We start from the raw sequence: 17703 nt of genomic DNA, 5'->3' as shown, positions 1-17703 counted from the left end.
GCGACCGCCTGTACTGCAGCGGGATCATCCGCCCGAACGATCCCTTAATCCGTCGCCCGTTGCGCCAATCGGCAGAAGCCACGCGTGGACGCTAATCGCTCGAGCGAATCGTCGTCGGTTTCCGTTTAACGATTTCTTTTTCCGCTATTATCCGACCCTCGGACTTCCTCGTGATAGAAGTAGTCCACGATCACCGGATGCCCCTGGGGGACTCTGCCATAAGGCATTTCGTTGTCCACAAAGGGGCAATCGTACTTCTTGGCCATTTCCTCGGCTTTTACTTCAAGCGCTTCAAAATAGCTACGGTTGCGCTTGTTATAGATCTCATCGTAAAGCGGTACGAGATCGGGGTGTTTCTCGGCGATATAATCCAGGATCGCTTTTTTGAAACCACCCCGAAGATTGAGATTTTCGAGCCAAAACAAATCGCACCGATCCTTTACTCGCTCAAAAATCATCTCAAAATCCGTGATGCCGGGAAATACCGGGGACACGAAGCAGACCGTACGGATACCTTCGTCATACACCTGCTTCATAGCAGCGATGCGACGCTCGATGCTCGGCGCGGAGTCCATATCGTTCTTGAAGTTCTCATCCAGCGTGTTGATCGACCATGAAACGGTCACTCGTCCAAGCTTCTTCAGCAGATCGATATCCCGTACCACAAGATCGGACTTTGTGCAGATCAGAATATCTGCATCGCTGCCAATCAGCTGCTCCAGGAGTTTCCTGGTATTCCCGAATCGCTCCTCCTGTGGATTGTAGCCGTCCGTCACAGAACCGATAACCACCCGCTGTCCAGCGTATTTCTTCGGATTCTTGATTTCCGGCCAATGCTTCACATCAAGAAAGGTGCCCCATTCCTCCTTGTGTCCGGTAAAGCGCTTCATAAAGGAGGCATAGCAATACTTGCAGGCATGCGTGCAGCCTACATAGGGATTGACCGAGTAGCCGCCTACCGGCAGGCTGGACTTGGTCATGATGTTCTTTGCTTCCATCTCATTGATGAGGATTCCATCGATCACTTCCGCCATGTTCTCTGTACCTCCAGCACTCTTTCGAATTCTTCCGGCAATTCCTGGATCATGTTTTCGTCCCCTATGACAGAGACGAGGTCTTCCTTCATAAACATTGGAATGCCAAGCGCGTGCGCCTGGTCCGTCAAAGACCATGCCCACCCCGGTTCCGTATGAACCTTCCTGCTCTGCGCCCCGGTCATGGTACCGACGACGATCCAGTTGATTCCGGAAAGGTCGACCGTACCGGGATCGTCGAATAGCGGCTCAAAAGTAACGAAGAAGTGATTTGCTTTGACGTTTTTCCGAAGGGCGTCGATACGCCACAGCTCCGCTTTCCTCGTCACCGTAACGCCGAACCATGCGTTTTCCAGGTCGGTATTTAAATCCAGCAAATCGGGTCTCTTGGTCAGGAACAGGAACTGATGCTGTGGATTCTCATGGATCTTTGCAAATACCTCGTCTCGCCATTCCAGCTTCCACCCGGAGAGATCGCTCATGCCGGTAAGGAGAAAGTTCTGCGGGCGTTTCTTTTCCATCATCTTGAGCTTGCTCGGGAAGAACGCAGGATCAGCGAAGTCGTCAATCATATGCCAACGTTTCACATTGTTACGGGCATAGCAATATGGACACCCCACCGTGCAGCCGATGACGATATTCATATTCTGAATCTGATTTTTGATGCAGATGCTCATAACGCCTGCCTACCTGCCTCTCCCGTAAACACGCAATCAGCCTCCCCCACCTTGCGGGCAAAAGCCTCGATATCTTGCTTGCAAGCAGCAGGCTCGCAATCGCTCAAATCGTATGACGTGCCGCCGTTTCGATAGACGGCCCGATGGGAAAACGATCGGCTGACAAGCCCGATGCCGAGCTTCTCGCACAGGGTCATCCGTGCTCCCTTTCAGCTATAAAAAACAGGTGTCTATAAACAGTATCCTTGTTGATTTTCGCAGGGGCAATGAACAAACGCGTGCACCTGTCGATAAACGAACAGCTACTGGACATTGTCAAACGACTCAGATTGGAGAGGCGATGGGAGAAACCAAGATCGACCGCCGGCGGCGCTACACCCTCTCGGTCATACGGGAGGCGTTCTTCGCGCTGCTGGCCGAGGTCGGCTTCGCGAAGATGACGGTGGCGGACATCTGCCGCCGCGCCGAGATCAACCGGGGAACGTTCTATCTGCATTACGAGGATAAGTACGCGCTGCTCGATGCGCTTATCGACGAGGCCCCGAGTTCGCCCATGCCCAGGAGCTGCTCAACGCCTATTCCGAAGGGGGCTTACTGGCGGTATCCGCTCTTCGCGATTCCGATAACCCATCGTGACCTGCGATTCAGGAATACCAGCCTCCGAGCCCTCTCGTTCGGAGGCTGCGGCTAAAACCTCATTGCGCGTCTACCGCTCCGCGTTACTCGCCACCTGCCCGCGCCGCCGAGAGCAGCGTGCCCAAATCGGCCTGGATCGCCCCTGCCTTGCTTCCAAGCTGCAGCGGAGCCGAGCCGCCCGAGATGTTTACGCTCAAAAGGTGCGCATCCGGCAGCTTCGCGGTCATGCTCCAGAACGGGAGCGTGATGATGCCGGGGGTCATCTCGCCCACGCCGAGCTCCAGCAACAGCACGCGGCGATCGCTGCGCTCGCGCACGAAGCGCTCGTATCGTCCGAGGCTCTCGCGCCATGCCGCACCTTGCAGAAACGTGTCGTCGCGCACCCACGGCACAAGCTGCCAGCCGCAATGCGGGCATCGGGGGACATCCTCGCTGCGGACCTCGAACCCCGCCATGCCCGCGAGCATGCGCTCGACGTAGGGGCTCGCATCGAAGAGCTCGTCGCAGCATGGCTGCTTGCACTGAAGGTGCGCGAAGCTTCCCTGATAGTTGCAGATCCTCTCGGTGGGAAACGTCTTCTCGACTTGGGTGTCTACATTGGTGCTCAGGATGAAGTAGTCCTTATGGCCGATGAGGGACCGTAGGTCGAGATAGGGCTGCGAGGCCAGCTCGCGCAGCATGAAGTCGATGTATCGCGCGTAGTAGGCCCATTGCTGCTCGAGGCTGGGGTAGAGGTGGTAGAAGCCGTCGAAAAGGCTCTTGAAGCCAAAGGCTTGCTGCCAGTCCGTCATTCCGGCGCGCGCCATGCCTGCGCGGTTGTAATGGTTGAACCCGGCGGCGCTTGACATGCCCGAGCCGATGCCGACGATGATGGCGTCGGCATCGTCGATAAGGCTTCGAAGCCTATACGCTTCCCTCTCTAGAGACGGCATTGGGCAATCTCCTCGAAAGCCGGGGTCATATCGCCGTCAACGAGAATCGTCTCGCACGAGGCGTCGGGCGCCATGGCCTGGCTGTAGTTGAACACGATGTAGGTGGCGTGCTCGCAGACGTTCGCGATCTGGGCGAGCATGTGCTTTATGATGCCGTTGCGCAGTCCCACGCCAAGTTCGAGGATGGCGACCCTGCCGTTGCGATGGGCTTGCACAAGGCGCTCGAGCTCCTCGAGCTGGGCCGTGGCGAGGGCGTCTGGATGGGCGAGACGCCGCTCGTCGATCGACGTGCGTATGCCCCCCTCCGTCTCGAGCACGCGGTTCTCGTTGAACCCTGCGCGTACGAAGTGCCCGTCGATATTGCACGTGATCACGAAGGTGTCAGCGTGCTCTGTAAGACGCCGCAGCTCGTTCATGAGCGGGCTGGGCTCATATTCGAGATATTCCTTTTGATGAAACCGCTCGGCCCATCGGCGTCGCACGCTGGCATCCGGGGAGGCAAGCCCCTGCAGTATGCAGCCGATGCCGTCTGCCTGGGCGAGGTCCCCGTACACCTCTTGGAAATGAGCATCGGCGCAGAAAAGGTTGAGCCCCTCTGCCATGTCCAGTCCGTTGCTAGCGCCGATGATGACAAGATCCGCTTCGGCTAGCGCCCTGCCTATGCGAACTGCTTTCGCCGTCTCCATGCGCTACCTCCCCAGCGTCTTGCGCACGTCGGCAAGCACGTCGGCGATGTCGGCGCGAACGGCGAGCCCCCGATCCTCGATCGCGCGGGGGAGAAACTGCGTCTTGTTGTTTACGGCGATGTAGCTGGCCTGCGGTAACTGCGCCGTGAGGGCCCAGAACGGCTCCTGGATAAACGCGGGCGTCATGCGGCCCACACCCAGCTCGAGGAAGAGGATCCTCTGCCGTGCGTGCGCGTCGAGCCAGTCGGACACCTTGCGGTACTGCTCCTCGTAGAGTTCGCCCTGCAGGAAGTTGCCGTAGCCGCGAACCCAGGGGAACGCCTCTGCCCCGCAGTGCGGGCAGCGCGGCACGAGCTCTGTCGGAACCTCAAGGCCGTCTCCCATGGCCTCTACCATGTTGGAGACCGGCTCGACCGCATCCCACACCGCGTCGGTGCAACAGCGGGAGCACTGAAAGAAGCGGTGGTCGCCTTGGATCTCTGCCACTTTCTCCCAGGGATAGAGCTTCACAAACTGCGTGTCCTGGTTGGTGGTGAGCACGAAGAAATCCTTCTCGGCGAGAATGGCGTCGAGGTCCTTGTAGGGCTTGCGCAGCGGGGCGTTGAGCGTGGTGTCGAGGAAGGTGGCGAGGTATCCCCAGCGCGCCTCGGCGGTGGGCCAGCGGTAGAACGACCCCTCGAAAGCGCCCTTGAAACCGTAACGCTCGGCGAATTTGCCGAAATGATTGCGATAGGTCGCGTTGTCCTCGTAGTAGAAGTCGCCGCCGCCCGCCGCGGAGAGCCCGGAGGCCCCGCCCACCAGCACGCAATCGGCTTCTTCGATCATACGGGCGAAGTCCTCGATTTGCTGGTCGTAGGGCTCGGGCTCGCGGTCACTCAGCTCATAGGGCGTGCTGCCGCTGCGGTAGGCGGCATGAAGGGAAAACGATCGGTTGGTGAGTTCGATAACGAGCTGTTCGTATAGAGTCACTTGATACTCTCTTTCAACTACAATGAACAGGTGTCTATAAAAAGTATCAATGTTGATTTGCATCAGAGCAATGAACAGCTTCGAGCTGCTGTCGATAAACGAGCGGCTGCTGGATATTGTTGAGCGCTGCAATTGGAGGGGCCATGGAAGTGGGGAAGATCGATCGTCGCCGACGCTATACGCTCTCGGTCATACGGGAGGCGTTCTTCGCGCTACTGGCCGAGGTCGGCTTCGCGAAGATGACGGTAGCGGATATCTGCCGCCGCGCCGATATCAACCGCGGCACGTTTTATCTGCACTACGAGGACAAGTTCGCGCTGCTCGACGCACTTATTGACGAGGCCTTGGCGGCGGTGCCCCCGCTCGAGGGATCGGAGGCGGATGCCCTCTGCCAGCGTCCGCCGGCAAACGATGACTATTATCTGCTCTACTCGGATGACGACGCGTACGCCCGGGTGGCACAGCGCGTCGTCGAGCGCGGCGCCGAGCAGATGGTTCCCTCGATCATGGAGGAGACTGGGCTTTCGCGCGAGGACGCCTATCTGCTCTTCGTCCACAACGTCCAGGGAAATCTCGCGGTCAACCGCCTACTTGGTTGGAGGCGAGGGCCCGAGTTCGCCCACGCCCAGGAGCTGCTCAGTGCCTATTCTGAAGGAGGTATGCGGGCGGTATCGGCTCGTCACGATCCTCGTAGCTCGTCTTGACCGCATGTCATTTCAGGTAGGTGGCGTTGCTATGGGCCCTCTTTGATTTTCGACGTTGTATAAGGCAATCGCAATCGTCTTGAGCTTCTTTAGGGAACTTGAACAAGAGATATGGCCTGCTGGCGATTGATTAACACCATTCGTTTTGGTTACAAGAAAGCATGCTGCGCGCCTGCAGCATGAGGGAGAGGGAATCCTATGAATATCGTTGTATTGAGCGGCAGCCCGCGTAAGGGCGCTAATACCGATACCATGGTCGAGGCGTTTGCCGAGACCGCGCGTGAGGGCGGCCATACGGTCGAGGTCATCCGCGTTGCCAGCAAGAAGATCGCCGGCTGCTTGGGATGCCAGTACTGCTTCGCCCATGAGGGCGTCTGCGTGCAGAAGGATGACATGGCCAACGTGATTGAGTCGCTGAAAGACACCGACATGGTTGTCTTCGCTTCGCCTATCTACTGGTTTGATATCACTGCGCAGGAAAAGACCGCCATCGACCGCCTGTACGCCTTCGGTGCCACGGGATTCCCGTTCACCAAGACGGCCCTTTTACTCGATAGCCACAGCGAGGGTGTCTATGATGCGGCGATCGCTATGTACAAGTCAACCTGCGCGTACTGCAAGTGGGAGGACCAGGGCATTGTCACCATCAGCGGTATGACCGAGCGCGACAGCATGGCATCCTCGCCCAAGTTGAAAGAGGTGCGAGAGCTCGCTCGCAAGCTTGCCTAAGGACAAGAAGAACGCATGGCAATCAGCGTTGGTGGAAATGCTTGCTGTCCTTACCGAGAGATAGGGGCGAATTCCCTCAAGTGCCGTATAGAACAATTTTTAAACGCAGAAAAATAACTGAAAACAAATTAATCCGCGTTAAAATATTGTCAAACAGAAGTTCATGAGGGAAGGTTGCGCATGCGTCGCAAGGCAGACGAGCTACTTAGGGAATGGCGAGACAGAGCAGATAGAAAACCTTTGCTGGTCAAAGGCGTGCGCCAGTGTGGCAAGACCTATTTGCTCAGAACGTACGCCCAGGATCTTTTCGAATCGGTTGTCTACGTTAATCTTGAGAACGACCGGTCGGCGCGAGCGGATTTTTCAGGCGGTCTTGACCCTCATTCGATTGTACGCGCGATCGAGGCTCGTACGGGACAGCGTATCGTGCCTGGCAAAACCTTACTGTTCATTGACGAGATCCAGGCATGCGAGGAAGCGCTCACTTCCCTTAAATACTTTTGCGAAGATGCTCCCGAGTATTACGTTGCGGCTGCTGGGTCGCTTCTTGGGGTTGCCATTAACCATCAGTCGTATTCGTTCCCCGTCGGAAAGACCGACTTGATCGAGATGACTCCACTCGATTTCGAGGAGTTTCTCTGGGCGATGGGGCACGATCAGCTGGTCGACGAGATACGCTCATCATTCGAGATAATGGGTCCTCTTGCGCCAAGCCTTCATGAAAAGGCGCTTGGGCTCTATCGACAGTATCTTGTTGTTGGCGGAATGCCCGAGGCGGTCCAAACGTACATCGATGATCAGTCAATCATTGATGTGGCCGAAAAGCATCGGATTATTCTCGACGGATATTCCGCCGACACCAATAAATATGCTGATGAACGCTTGAGTGCAAAGACGCGTGCGTGCTTCGATTCCATTCCACAGCAGCTTGCCAAAGAGAATCGTAAATTTCAATACAAGGTAGTGCGAGCGGGGGGCAATGCGTCTCTCTTTGGAGATGCTCTCGATTGGCTTGTATTGTCGGGTACGGTGGCGCGCTGCAGCCTAGTCGGGCAGATCGAAAGCCCCTTAGAGGCCTTCGTTAACCCTTCTGCTTTTAAAATCTATCAGGCGGATACAGGGCTGCTGGTCTCCAAGGCCGGTGCTCAACGCGCCGATATTCTTGCCGGTATCGGCGGCACATTCATGGGTGCACTTACCGAAAACTACGTTGCCCAACAGCTTTCAGCCATGGGTTATCCACTGCATTATTGGGCGCGAGATAATCGTGCGGAAATCGACTTTGTAGTAGAGAAGCAGGGATGCTTGTCTGCGATTGAAGTCAAGGCGGGAGAGAACACAAGATCTCGAAGTCTGTCCTCACTTAAAAAGACCCATCCGGGCGTGCGCCTTATCAGGCTATCGACTAAGCCCTTTGGAATGAATGATGGGCTTATGTCTGTTCCGCTTTATGCGGCATTTTGTCTATAGGGATGATGCTGGTGTAATGCATGGGGCCCGGGGCGCAGCGTTTACTGCGCTCCGGGCCCCGCTGCTTTGTAAAACCATGACGGTTTAGTCGCCGTTGTTTTAGTCAAACAAACTCGGCATGTCATTTTCCTTCATGAGGGCGCCGGCGGAGGGCAGGCTCTGCGCGGTGAACTTCTCGGCCGAGACGCCGGCGCCAAGGATTTCCTCGGTCGTGCCGACGGTGGTGACCGAGCGGCCCTTCTTGGCCGTAAAGGCCTGGACGCCCTGCGTGTTGGTGGTCGTCTTGGTCTTGAGCAGCGACGTGTTGAAGTTCATCAGGCGGTAGTCGCTCGAGACCAGCGCGAGGTCGCGGTCCTCCTTGAGCACCTGCGCATACAGCAGCTTGCTGCCGCCGTAGATGGCGTTCTTAAGGCGCTTGCGGTTGGTCTTGGTGACGTATCCAGAAAGCGCGACGCGCACCACGCGGCCGTTCTCAAAGACGAACAGCACGTCGGCCTTGTAGTCCTCGGGGTCGATGACCCAGATGACGCTCTCGTCGGGTTCCATCTCAAGATCGGTCGGAAGGTACGAGCCCAGCTGGGCCGACTTGGTGTCCTCAAACGCCGCGACCTTGCACTTGTACACCTGGCTCTTATTGGTAAAGACCAGCAGCTCGTGGGTGTTGGAGGACGGGAACTCGATAAAGGGTTTGTCGCCGTCCTTGTACTTGAGCGTGGTCGCCTTCTTGAGCACGCGGTCCGTCATCTTCTTAAGATAGCCATCGCGCGAGAGCATGATGGTGACCGGGTACTCCTCGACCTCGGGCTCCGGGCTCACCTCGATAACCTCATGGGGCTCGATCCTGCCCGTGCGGCGCGGCATCACGTACTTCTTGTTGACCGCTGCTAGCTCGTCGCTGATGACCTTCTTGATGTTCTCCTCGCTGGAGAGGATCTCCTCAAGCTCGGCAATCTCGCCCTCGAGCTTGGCGATGTCCTTGGTGCGGTTGAGGATGTACTCCTCGTTGATGTTGCGGAGCTTAAGCTCGGCGACAAACTCGGCCTGGGTCTCGTCGATGTCGAAACCCTTCATAAGGTTGGGTACAACCTCTGCCTCGAGCTTAGTGCCGCGGATGATGGCGATGGCCTTGTCGATGTCGAGCAGAATTGCCTCAAGGCCGTGCAGCAGGTGCAGGCGCTCGGACTTTTTGCCCAGGTCAAAGTTAATGCGGCGACGTGTGGACGCAATACGCCACTTGACCCACTCGTGCAGAATCTGGCGCACGCCCATAACACGGGGATAGCCGTCGACGAGCACGTTGAAGTTGCACGAGAACGAATCCTGCAGCGTGGTCGAGCGATAGAGCTTGGCCATGAGCTTGTCGGGGTCGACGCCGCGCTTAAGGTCGATGGCGATGCGCAGACCCGAAAGGTCGGTCTCGTCGCGGATGTCGGCGATCTCCTTGACCTTGCCCTCCTTGGAGAGCTTGACGATGCGTTCGATGATGACATCGGTCTTGGTGGTGTAGGGGATCTCGTACACCTCGATGATGCGCTCTTCGGGAATCCAGCGCCAGCGGGAGCGAATCTGGAAGCTGCCAAGACCGGTCTCGATGATCTTCTCCATCTCCTCGCGGCGGTAGATAATCTCGCCGCCGGTCGAGAAATCGGGCATGGGCATGTACTCGAGCAGGTCGCAGTCGGGGTCCTTCAGGTAGTGCATCGTGGCGGTGCAGACCTCGTTGAGGTTGAAGCCGCAGATATCGGACGCCATAGCGACGCCGATGCCCTTGTTGGCCGAGACGAGGATGTTGGGGAACGTGGTGGGCAGCAGACGCGGCTCCTTCATGGCACCGTCGTAGCTGTCAACGAAGTCGACCGGGTCCTTGTCGATGTCTTTGAAGATCTCGGCGCTGATGGGGGAGAGCTTGGCCTCGGTATAACGCGAGGCGGCGTAGCTCAGGTCGCCCGAATAGTACTTGCCAAAGTTGCCCTTCGACTCCACGAAAGGAGCAAGCAGCGCCTCGTTGCCCGTGGCCAGGCGCACCATCGTCTCGTAGATGGCGGCGTCGCCGTGTGGGTTGAGCTTCATGGTCTGGCCCACGATGTTGGCGCTCTTTTGGCGCTCGCCCTTGAGCAGGCCCATCTTGTACATAGTGTAGAGCAGCTTGCGGTGCGAGGGCTTAAAGCCGTCGATCTCGGGGAATGCACGCGAGACGTTGACGCTCATAGCGTAGGGCATGTAGTTGACCTCGAGCGTCTGCGTGATTGGCTGATCGGTGACCTCGGAGTGCAGGCCGATGACGTTCTCGGCGTTGACCTGCTTTTTCTTTGGCTGGTTCTTCGTCTTCTTCTTTGCCACGATTTCCTCTTGAACTTCTTATGGGCCGTCGTTATCGATGTGCTGCTATTGCAGGTCCAGCTGGTCCAGGTATTCCTTGCCGTGCTCGGAGATATGGCGCTTGCGGCCCGTCTCGTCGTTGCCCAGCAACAGGTTGAACATGGTCTCCATCTTGGTGACGTCCTCGGGTTCTACCTTGATCAGGCGGCGCGTCTCGGGGTTCATGGTGGTGAGCCACATCATGTCCGGATCGTTCTCACCAAGACCCTTGGAGCGGTTGATCGAGCACTTCTGGTCGCCAATCTCCTTGAGGATGCCGTTCTTCTCGAGCTCGGTGTAGGCAAAGTAGGTCTTCTCTTTGCAGTTGATCTCGTAGAGCGGCGACTCGGCGATATACACGTAGCCCTCGTCGATAAGCGTGGGCACCAGGCGATAGAGCATGGTGAGCACAAGCGTGCGGATGTGATAACCGTCGACGTCGGCGTCCGTACAGATGATGACCTTGTTCCAGTTGAGGTTGTCCAGGTCAAAGGCGCCAAGGTTCTTGATGCGCTTGTCCTTGATCTCCACACCGCAGCCCAGCACGCGCATGAGGTCCATGATGATGTCGGACTTAAAGATGCGCGGGTAGTCCTCTTTCAGACAGTTGAGGATCTTGCCTCGGACGGGCATAACACCCTGGAACTCGGCATCGCGCGAGGTGCGGATGGCGCCTGCTGCCGAGTCGCCCTCTACGATGTAGATCTCGCGACGGCTCTTGTCCTTGGAGCGGCAGTCGATGAACTTCTGCACGCGGTTGGCCATGTCGGTCTTCTGCTGCAGATTGGTCTTGATGCTCTGGCGCGTCTTCTCGGCGTTCTCGCGCGAGCGCTTGTTGATGAGCACCTGCTCCATGATCTTGTTGGCGGCGTCTTTGTTCTCGATCAGATAGGTCGAGAGGCGCTCCTTAAAGAATGCCGTCATCGCCTGCTGGATAAAGCGGTTATTGATGGCCTTCTTAGTCTGGTTTTCGTAGGACGTCTGGGTGGAGAAGCAGTTGGTCACCAGCACCAGACAGTCCTGGACGTCCTGCCACTTAATGCCGCTCTCGTTTTTGTTGTACTTGCCCTGTTGCTTGATGTAGGCATCGATGGCGCTGGTCAGAGCACTACGGGCGGCCTTTTCGGGCGAACCGCCGTTCTCGAGCCATGACGAGTTGTGGTAGTACTCCTGCATCATGAAGGTGCGCGAGAAGCACATGCACGCGGTGATCTTGACGTTGTAATCGGGCAGGTCCTCGCGGTCGCGACCGCGACGGTCAGCCTCGATAAAGAAGGGCTCGGTAAGGTAGTCGGTACCGACCTTCTCGAGCACGTAGTCCTCGATGCCCTTGGGATAGCAAAAATCCTCTTCGGAAAACTCGCCATCGTCGCCCTCAATGCGCAGGCGGAAGGTCACGTTGGCGTTGACCACGGCCTGGCGGCGCATGGTCTCGCGATACCAGTCGTGGGGAATGCTGATCGAGGTAAAGACCTCAAGATCGGGGCGCCACTTGATGGTGGTGCCGGTGCGGTCCTCGTCGCTGGGCTCGATCTCAAGCGCTTTCTTTTTGGCGCCAACGACCTTGCCTTTCTTAAAGTGCAGGGAGTACTTGTTGCCGTCGCGCCAAACCGTGACGTCCATGTACTCGGATGCGTACTGGGTCGCGCACGAGCCCAGGCCGTTGGTACCGAGCGAGAAGTCGTAGTCGCCGCCCTGGTTGTTGTTGTATTTGCCACCTGCGTAGAGCTCGCAAAAGACGAGCTCCCAGTTAAAGCGCTTCTCGGAGGGGTTCCAGTCGAGCGGGCAGCCGCGGCCGTTGTCCTCTACCTGAATGGAACCATCGCGAAAGGCGGTAAGGGTGATGAGCTTGCCGTAGCCCTGGCGCGCCTCGTCAACGGCGTTGGACAGGATCTCGAAGGCGGCATGCGCGCAGCCGTCGAGTCCGTCCGAGCCAAAGATAACGGCGGGGCGCAGGCGTACGCGCTCCTCGTCCTTGAGCTGACGAATACTGTCGTTACCATAGTTTGCGGTGTTTTTTGCCATGCTCGCTCTCTCGGTGCTCCTTTTGCTGCGTTTAAGTCATATAGATAGTCAAGGTAGCATAGCCCAGGCCGTGGGCGATTCCAACCAACACGAATTCCATCGAACAATCGTTCGGATTCGGGCACCTTTGGCTTCTGCGGTCATTCCCTGCGCGGTGTGGTGCTCGTGTTAAAACCGTGGCTTATCGGCTGGTAGAATTGCCGCATCAAGACTGCATGTTGTTTGAGGGGGCGCAATGACCGAGAAAGAGAAGATGGAGCGCGGTGAGTGGCATGATGCCAACTTTGACGAGGAGCTCCTGGCGCAACGCGCGAAGGCGGAGGCGCTCTGCTATGACTTTAATATGGCAAAACCTGGAAGCGACGCACAGCTCGATGCTTTGAAGTCCTTGCTCGATACCGATCTTCCCGGGGGGCTGACGGTCCTTTCGCCTGCCTACTTTGACTACGGGAGCAAGACGACCTTTGGTGAGGGCTGTTTTGTAAACCATGGCTGCTACTTTATGGACGGCGGCTCTATCACCTTTGGTGGCAACGTGTTTATCGGGCCGTTTTGCGGCTTCTACACCGCTTCGCACCCCCTAAAGGCAAAGGACCGCAACTTGGGTCTCGAGAAGGCTCTGCCCATCGTTGTCGGCGATAACTGCTGGTTTGGCGCGAACGTGTCAGTGCTGCAGGGAGTTACCATCGGCAGCGGTTGCGTAATTGCCGCGGGCAGCGTCGTGACGGAAGACCTTCCAGACAACGTGGTGGCGGCAGGCGTCCCCGCAGTCGTCAAGAAGACCATCGAACAATAACGAAGCCCTTAAACGATAGTGCCCCACTGTCCTCGGTGGAATGCGGGGCGAGGAAGCCGAGCTCGACTCCGCTGGCGACATCTAATGCGCAATGGGCTGGCTCTGGGTATTCAGAACCAGCCCATTTTGATGTTCGATGAGCCGAGTCGGCGCCTCTCACAAAAGTAACTAGGAGCTAGCGAGGCCTATCCGAATTGTCCTCATTGGCGGTGTCTTTTTCGAGCGCCGTGCGGCGGGCGCTGTAGGCGACAAGGCCGGCACCAACTGCGGCGAGCGCTGCTGCGGCTGCGGTTAGGGGGACGTTGCTGTCGCCCGTGCCCGCAAGCGCGCCCGCTTTTCCGGAGCGCTTGTTATTGCCGTGGTCTTTGCCACTGCCGGAGCTGCTTCCGCCGGAGCCGCCGCCCTCGTCAGTACCGCCGCCACTCGAGCTACCATCGCCGTCTGCTGTCATCGGGGCGTCGTGAAGTCCTGTCGTATCCGCGCTGTCGCATACGCCGACCTGAACTTCTGAGCGTTCGCATGCCGCGTCGGGCACATGAAGCTCGTGCAGAACGGCACTCAGCGCCGAGTTTGCGCCCGGTCGGATCTCCTCGAGCGTTACGGGATCGAGCGCCACCAGATTACGCGCCTTCGCATACAGCGTGACGCGTTTGCCCACTTCGTCGCTCCAACTCTCGGGGATGGCGAAGCTCATGCGGAACTGTGCCGTGCAACCCGGTGCCAGCACGGCGTTGCCGTTGTCGGCTACCAGCGGGTGCGTTGCAAAACGTGCGCCCAGCGTCTCGAGCGCGTACTTTACGTGTGCCATGTCGTTGGCCGAAGCGTCTTCGGCAAGCTCTGGATCGTAGATCGAAGCCATGCGTGCGTTCGCTCCGAATCCGATGGATGCGCTGGAGAACGGCTGGCTGGAGCCCTCTCGGTACAGATCGATTGTGCCGGCAGTCAGCAAAGTGTTGCCGTCGTTTCGCACCGTGACCATGAAGGATTCGCCTGCTGCTCCGGGCACCACCGCGCCCGAGGTAGCGACCGCGCCCGTCGGAGTGGCACACGCCACCAGAGGCACTTCGATGCCGTGCAGCTCTGCCTCGCTCTTCTCCGCGCTCACAATGTGCGTGGCGAGCGCGGAGAGCATGCCTCCCGACGTCAAAAATGTCGTTATCTGATCGACGGGATGGTCCAGCTCGCACATCACGAACGGCTCCGTGAACAGATCGCCTGCCAAGGTGCTGGCGAAGATGCGGAAGTGCTTGCCCATTACTGCTACCGGGTTGCCTTCTTCGTCGTAGGTTTGCCCCACCTTGCCATCGGTGTTCTCTACATAGAGCGCGCACCTGCCGTTGTTGCTTACGCTAAACGATGCCGGGCCACAGCCTGCGGCACCCACGGGCTGCGTTGCAAATGCCGATGCGCCTCGCGTCCAAGTAATATGCTGCAGCTGCTCGTTGACGGTGGCCAAAAAGCCCGAATGTTGTGGCCACGGCACCGCATGGGGCACCGTGGCGTCTGGTGGCATAACGCCCCAGCCCGCAATGGACTGGCCGATCACGGCGTACGATGCGCAGCCGCAACCGTCTGCGGTCTCGTACGCAACGGGCACCACCATTTTGCCGTTGATATTCTCGGGCTCGCTCAGCTCGATACTCGACGGTGCCTGCGGAAAGCGAAGAACTTGGCGGAACGTCAGGCTGTCGCCCAAATCATCCGACCACAGGGTAAAGCATTCCAGCGCAACCTCGGCCTCGCTGCCGAGCGCCTTCTCTGCGGTGGTTCCGCGGCGGTGGAGGTAGGCACCCGACAGGCGCCCGTCGACCAGCGTCTTGCCTGCCGTGATGCGCGGGCACTGCAGGCAATGGTAGCCATCCTCTTGCAGGCGGCCGCGCGAGATGCTGCGCCATGACGTATGCGACACCACGCGGATCTCGTCATTACTTATGCGCAGGCGCACAACGGACAGTATGCCGGCTGTGCTTGCCGTATCGAAAAGGGTGTTGTCGCCGGCGGGGCGCTCGCCCGAGACCAGCAGCACGTAGGCGTCCTGGTTTCCTCTTCCGTCCGTATATTCCACCACGTCGAAGTCGTAATCGAATATGCCGTCGCGCTCCACGTCGCCCTCGCCAAACCCAAGGGGAAAGTCCACGGGCGTGGGAGCGGACCACGTGCCGTTTGCCTTTGTGTGCACCACCAGGCGCGAGCGGCCATTGTCGCCGTAGCGCACCGAGGCGATACGGAACAGGTATTCTACGCCGGCAATCATCGTTAGCTTCATGTGGGCTTCGCTGAGCACGCCGGAAAACAGCACGTTGTCGCTCGAGGGTTTGACGCCGCCACGCTCGTCCTCCGACACGCCGGCAGAATTGGCGTTCGGGTCCGCAACGGCGTTCGTTGACTGACCGATGTAGGTGTACTCATACATCGGTGCGGCATTTTCGTCGTTCTCTATCAGTGCATGGACGAAATGCTCGATCTGTCCCGTGTCGTCGCTTTCTGAATCCGCCTCGAGCTCAATGCGCGTGACCGCTTGATCCCAATCGCGCACGACAGGCGCGGCGTTTACGGCAGTGGCCTTAACCTCGGCGCGTGCGAGCAGCTCGGCGTTGGTGACGATGGTGGCCGATGCGATAAACTGCGGCACACCACCTGCCTCGGTGTTGCCGGGCGTGCCGAAGCAGGCATCCAGCGTGTAAGGCGTATCTCCACCCAATGCCAGCTCAGAGCGTTGGAGCACATACTGGTCGCCATTGTTCACCGACATATTCCACGAATCGATGAGTGTGGGCCACGACCCCGACCAAGCCTTGGTGGTCCACTTGAACATTACGAACTGGAGTATCACATCGACATCGACGTCTGCACCTACGCGCAGCCGCGGAAGCTGGTGTCCATCTGCCTTCTCGTACCCAATGAACAGTGTGAGGGATGCGGCGCCACGCACAGCGGACGAAGCGACGCCTGCAATGCCGGCTCCAAAGGTGACGGCAAGTCCGATCTGGATGGTGAACGAGCCCGACGTGTTGGAATAGTCGAGCGAAATGTTCTTGAAAAACGCCGCGCCGCTGCCGTGCGTGTGGGCGCCCACGGCGAGCGCCAGTTTTGCCAGCACCCAGGGGTTGACGTTTAGGAAAAACGGCACCGGTCCTAGGGTAAACTGCTCGGTCCAATTGAGGTCGGTTCTTACCTGGAAGAGGGCCTTAATATTGCCGTATGCGGGGTCGTTGTTGTCACCCCAGGTTTTGCCCACCCAATCGTAGGCGAGCGAGCCGTACAGCTGTGTGGCGATATCCATCGTGAACAGCGGCGTGCAATGGTGGCGAAGGAGCTTGGTGTTTCTTGGATCGGTGCCCGAACCGGCACTCATACTTTTGTACTGATTCCACTTCCCCTCCATTTCGTCGAGGTAGCGGTTTGCCTGCTTGGCGCCCGACTCGCGCGGTGACTTCTTCCAGTACTCCGGATCCGGATTGCCCGAATCGTTCATATAGCTGGCTGGTTTGTATCCTCCGCCAAACAGCACGTATCCAGCAAACGAGAAATCGAAGAGGATCGGAAATGTGGGTATCCAGCACGTGAACTTATTGCCGCCGATGCCGGGAAACGCCGCGGGGAAATCAAACGGAGTGACCTCTTGGTCCATGGTAGTGGGGACGATAGTGGTCGAGCCCGATTCCGCCTTTGCGGCCGGCGCGGTGACAACGGCCATGGGGGATGAGAGCGTGTAGGTTTTGCCCTGATAGTCGAGGACAAAGCGCAGCTTGCACCCTTCCTCCAGAAGGCCCGATGCCGCGTCGAGAAACTTGTCTTCGAGTGTGAACGTCGCCAGATTATCCGCGCCTGATGCGCTGGCCTTGATCTGGCCGATCTGCGTGACGGTTTCGGGCGAGCTACCCGTGGCGGGCATTACCTTGTTGATGTGCAGCGTTGCCTGTCCACCCTGTGGCAGATGTGCCTGTACAATAAAGGCATGCGTGTCGGGTTGGTCGTTTGCCGCGTCGTCCTTCGGCAATGCCATGAACGTGGCATCAGCGTACTGGATGTCCCATTCGTCGAATGTGAGCTGGCGGAAGTACGGCTCGCCGTCGGACAGCGGACGTGTGGGTGCGGTTATGGCGGTGCCGCCCTGGATACGCGCAAGGGGAATCTCGACATCGCGGTAGCCCGCCATGCTAATGGAGATGCCGCCGTTAAAGTCGTACGCGTCGAGAAGCGTTGCCTCGTCCACGTAGTCTTCCGAAAGAGGGGCGACCTCAAAGATGGCCGTGCCTTCGTCATCGGTCGTGGCGGTGAGCTGCTTGCCTACGGCATAGCGCGATGTGAGCGTGACCTGGGCACCTGCGATGGGCGTATTCTTGTTGGCGACGTCGACCACGACTACACCAAACATGGTGCGCGAGAGAACGAGCACCTTGAAGGGATCTTCTTCGTCGGCATAGGCCGCGGTGGGCGCGAACGGCAGCAGGAAGGCATTTTCGCTTCCCGGCACGCGAGGCAACATGATGCTCGCCAGCGAGGACGCTCCAGCAACAAGTAACGAACGGCGATCAAGCATCTTGGGCTCCCATCCCGCAAATATCGGTGGAAATAATCCAATTTTGCGAGAAGACGCTTCGTGGCGGTAGTGCCGTTCGATGGCCAAAATGTCCAAATTGATCGAGCGAAGCGCCGGGTTCCGGAACGCGTTCGATGCGCTTGG

14 protein-coding genes are annotated in these 17703 nt (G+C 58.3%); 5 read left to right on the top strand and 9 right to left on the bottom strand.

Annotated features, from left to right (window positions below):
- Window positions 1-125 precede the first annotated feature (125 nt).
- Genes DW112_RS03475 through DW112_RS03465 form a run of 3 tightly spaced genes read right to left on the bottom strand, consistent with a single transcriptional unit; the run spans window position 126 to window position 1908 of the window.
- Window positions 126-1034 (bottom strand): radical SAM mobile pair protein B, encoded by a 909-nt coding sequence (locus DW112_RS03475; RefSeq protein WP_118328334.1) that lies wholly within the window; start codon window positions 1032-1034, stop codon window positions 126-128.
- Window positions 1022-1711, bottom strand: coding sequence for a radical SAM mobile pair protein A (locus DW112_RS03470; RefSeq protein WP_118328333.1), 690 nt, complete (start codon window positions 1709-1711; stop codon window positions 1022-1024). Before DW112_RS03470 ends, DW112_RS03475 begins: the two co-directional genes overlap by 13 nt.
- Window positions 1708-1908 (bottom strand): hypothetical protein, encoded by a 201-nt coding sequence (locus DW112_RS03465; RefSeq protein ID WP_089572807.1) that lies wholly within the window; start codon window positions 1906-1908, stop codon window positions 1708-1710. The genes DW112_RS03470 and DW112_RS03465 overlap by 4 nt, the downstream gene beginning before the upstream one ends.
- 143 nt (window positions 1909-2051) lie before the next feature.
- Here DW112_RS03465 and DW112_RS03460 point away from each other — a divergent pair, with 143 nt between their 5' ends.
- Window positions 2052-2402, top strand: coding sequence for a TetR/AcrR family transcriptional regulator (locus tag DW112_RS03460; protein ID WP_118065712.1), 351 nt, complete (start codon window positions 2052-2054; stop codon window positions 2400-2402).
- A 28-nt stretch (window positions 2403-2430) separates the two neighbouring features.
- Here the strand turns inward: DW112_RS03460 and DW112_RS03455 are convergent, their stop codons facing one another.
- The 3 genes from DW112_RS03455 to DW112_RS03445 are packed head-to-tail and all read right to left on the bottom strand — an operon-like array spanning window position 2431 to window position 4934.
- Window positions 2431-3279 carry an NAD-dependent protein deacetylase, SIR2 family gene (locus tag DW112_RS03455; RefSeq protein ID WP_118328332.1) on the bottom strand — a complete coding sequence of 283 codons (849 nt, stop codon included), beginning with the start codon at window positions 3277-3279 and terminating at the stop codon, window positions 2431-2433.
- Window positions 3267-3965 carry a hypothetical protein gene (locus tag DW112_RS03450; protein WP_118328331.1) on the bottom strand — a complete coding sequence of 233 codons (699 nt, stop codon included), beginning with the start codon at window positions 3963-3965 and terminating at the stop codon, window positions 3267-3269. The genes DW112_RS03455 and DW112_RS03450 overlap by 13 nt, the downstream gene beginning before the upstream one ends.
- Before the next feature lie 3 nt (window positions 3966-3968).
- Window positions 3969-4934: a hypothetical protein gene (locus DW112_RS03445; RefSeq protein WP_199585308.1), complete on the bottom strand. Its 966-nt coding sequence runs from the start codon at window positions 4932-4934 to the stop codon at window positions 3969-3971.
- 143 nt (window positions 4935-5077) lie between these two features.
- On the opposite strand from DW112_RS03445, the gene DW112_RS03440 reads away from it, so the two are divergent.
- The 3 genes from DW112_RS03440 (at window position 5078) to DW112_RS03430 (ending at window position 7837) form a co-directional block, all read left to right on the top strand.
- Window positions 5078-5638, top strand: coding sequence for a TetR/AcrR family transcriptional regulator (locus tag DW112_RS03440; protein ID WP_118328330.1), 561 nt, complete (start codon window positions 5078-5080; stop codon window positions 5636-5638).
- Window positions 5639-5836: 198 nt separating this feature from the next.
- Window positions 5837-6367 (top strand): flavodoxin family protein, encoded by a 531-nt coding sequence (locus tag DW112_RS03435; protein WP_055252412.1) that lies wholly within the window; start codon window positions 5837-5839, stop codon window positions 6365-6367.
- A gap of 180 nt (window positions 6368-6547) precedes the next feature.
- A complete protein-coding gene (locus tag DW112_RS03430; RefSeq protein WP_089572817.1) occupies window positions 6548-7837 on the top strand; it encodes an ATP-binding protein in 1290 nt (429 codons plus the stop codon).
- 99 nt (window positions 7838-7936) lie between these two features.
- Here DW112_RS03430 and DW112_RS03425 read toward each other — a convergent pair whose 3' ends face one another.
- Together DW112_RS03425 and DW112_RS03420 are read right to left on the bottom strand one after the other, a co-directional pair.
- A complete protein-coding gene (locus DW112_RS03425; protein WP_118328329.1) occupies window positions 7937-10177 on the bottom strand; it encodes a DNA gyrase subunit A in 2241 nt (746 codons plus the stop codon).
- A 45-nt stretch (window positions 10178-10222) separates the two neighbouring features.
- A complete protein-coding gene (locus tag DW112_RS03420) occupies window positions 10223-12220 on the bottom strand; it encodes a type IIA DNA topoisomerase subunit B (protein ID WP_055252409.1) in 1998 nt (665 codons plus the stop codon).
- A gap of 235 nt (window positions 12221-12455) precedes the next feature.
- Between DW112_RS03420 and DW112_RS03415 the strand changes: the two genes are divergently transcribed.
- Entirely contained in the window at window positions 12456-13016 is a 561-nt protein-coding gene (locus DW112_RS03415) for a sugar O-acetyltransferase (RefSeq protein WP_117635853.1), read from the top strand.
- A 175-nt stretch (window positions 13017-13191) separates the two neighbouring features.
- On the opposite strand, the gene DW112_RS03410 is transcribed toward DW112_RS03415, so the two are convergent.
- Window positions 13192-17559, bottom strand: a complete 4368-nt coding sequence (locus DW112_RS03410) for a hypothetical protein (protein WP_118328328.1) — start codon at window positions 17557-17559, stop codon at window positions 13192-13194.
- Window positions 17560-17703: the final 144 nt, after the last annotated feature.

It is taken from the genome of Collinsella sp. AM09-41, from assembly GCF_003473245.1.
Taxonomy (GTDB): domain Bacteria; phylum Actinomycetota; class Coriobacteriia; order Coriobacteriales; family Coriobacteriaceae; genus Collinsella.
Note: the sequence above shows the minus strand (reverse complement) of the source record. Positions and strands in the feature narration are given on the sequence as shown.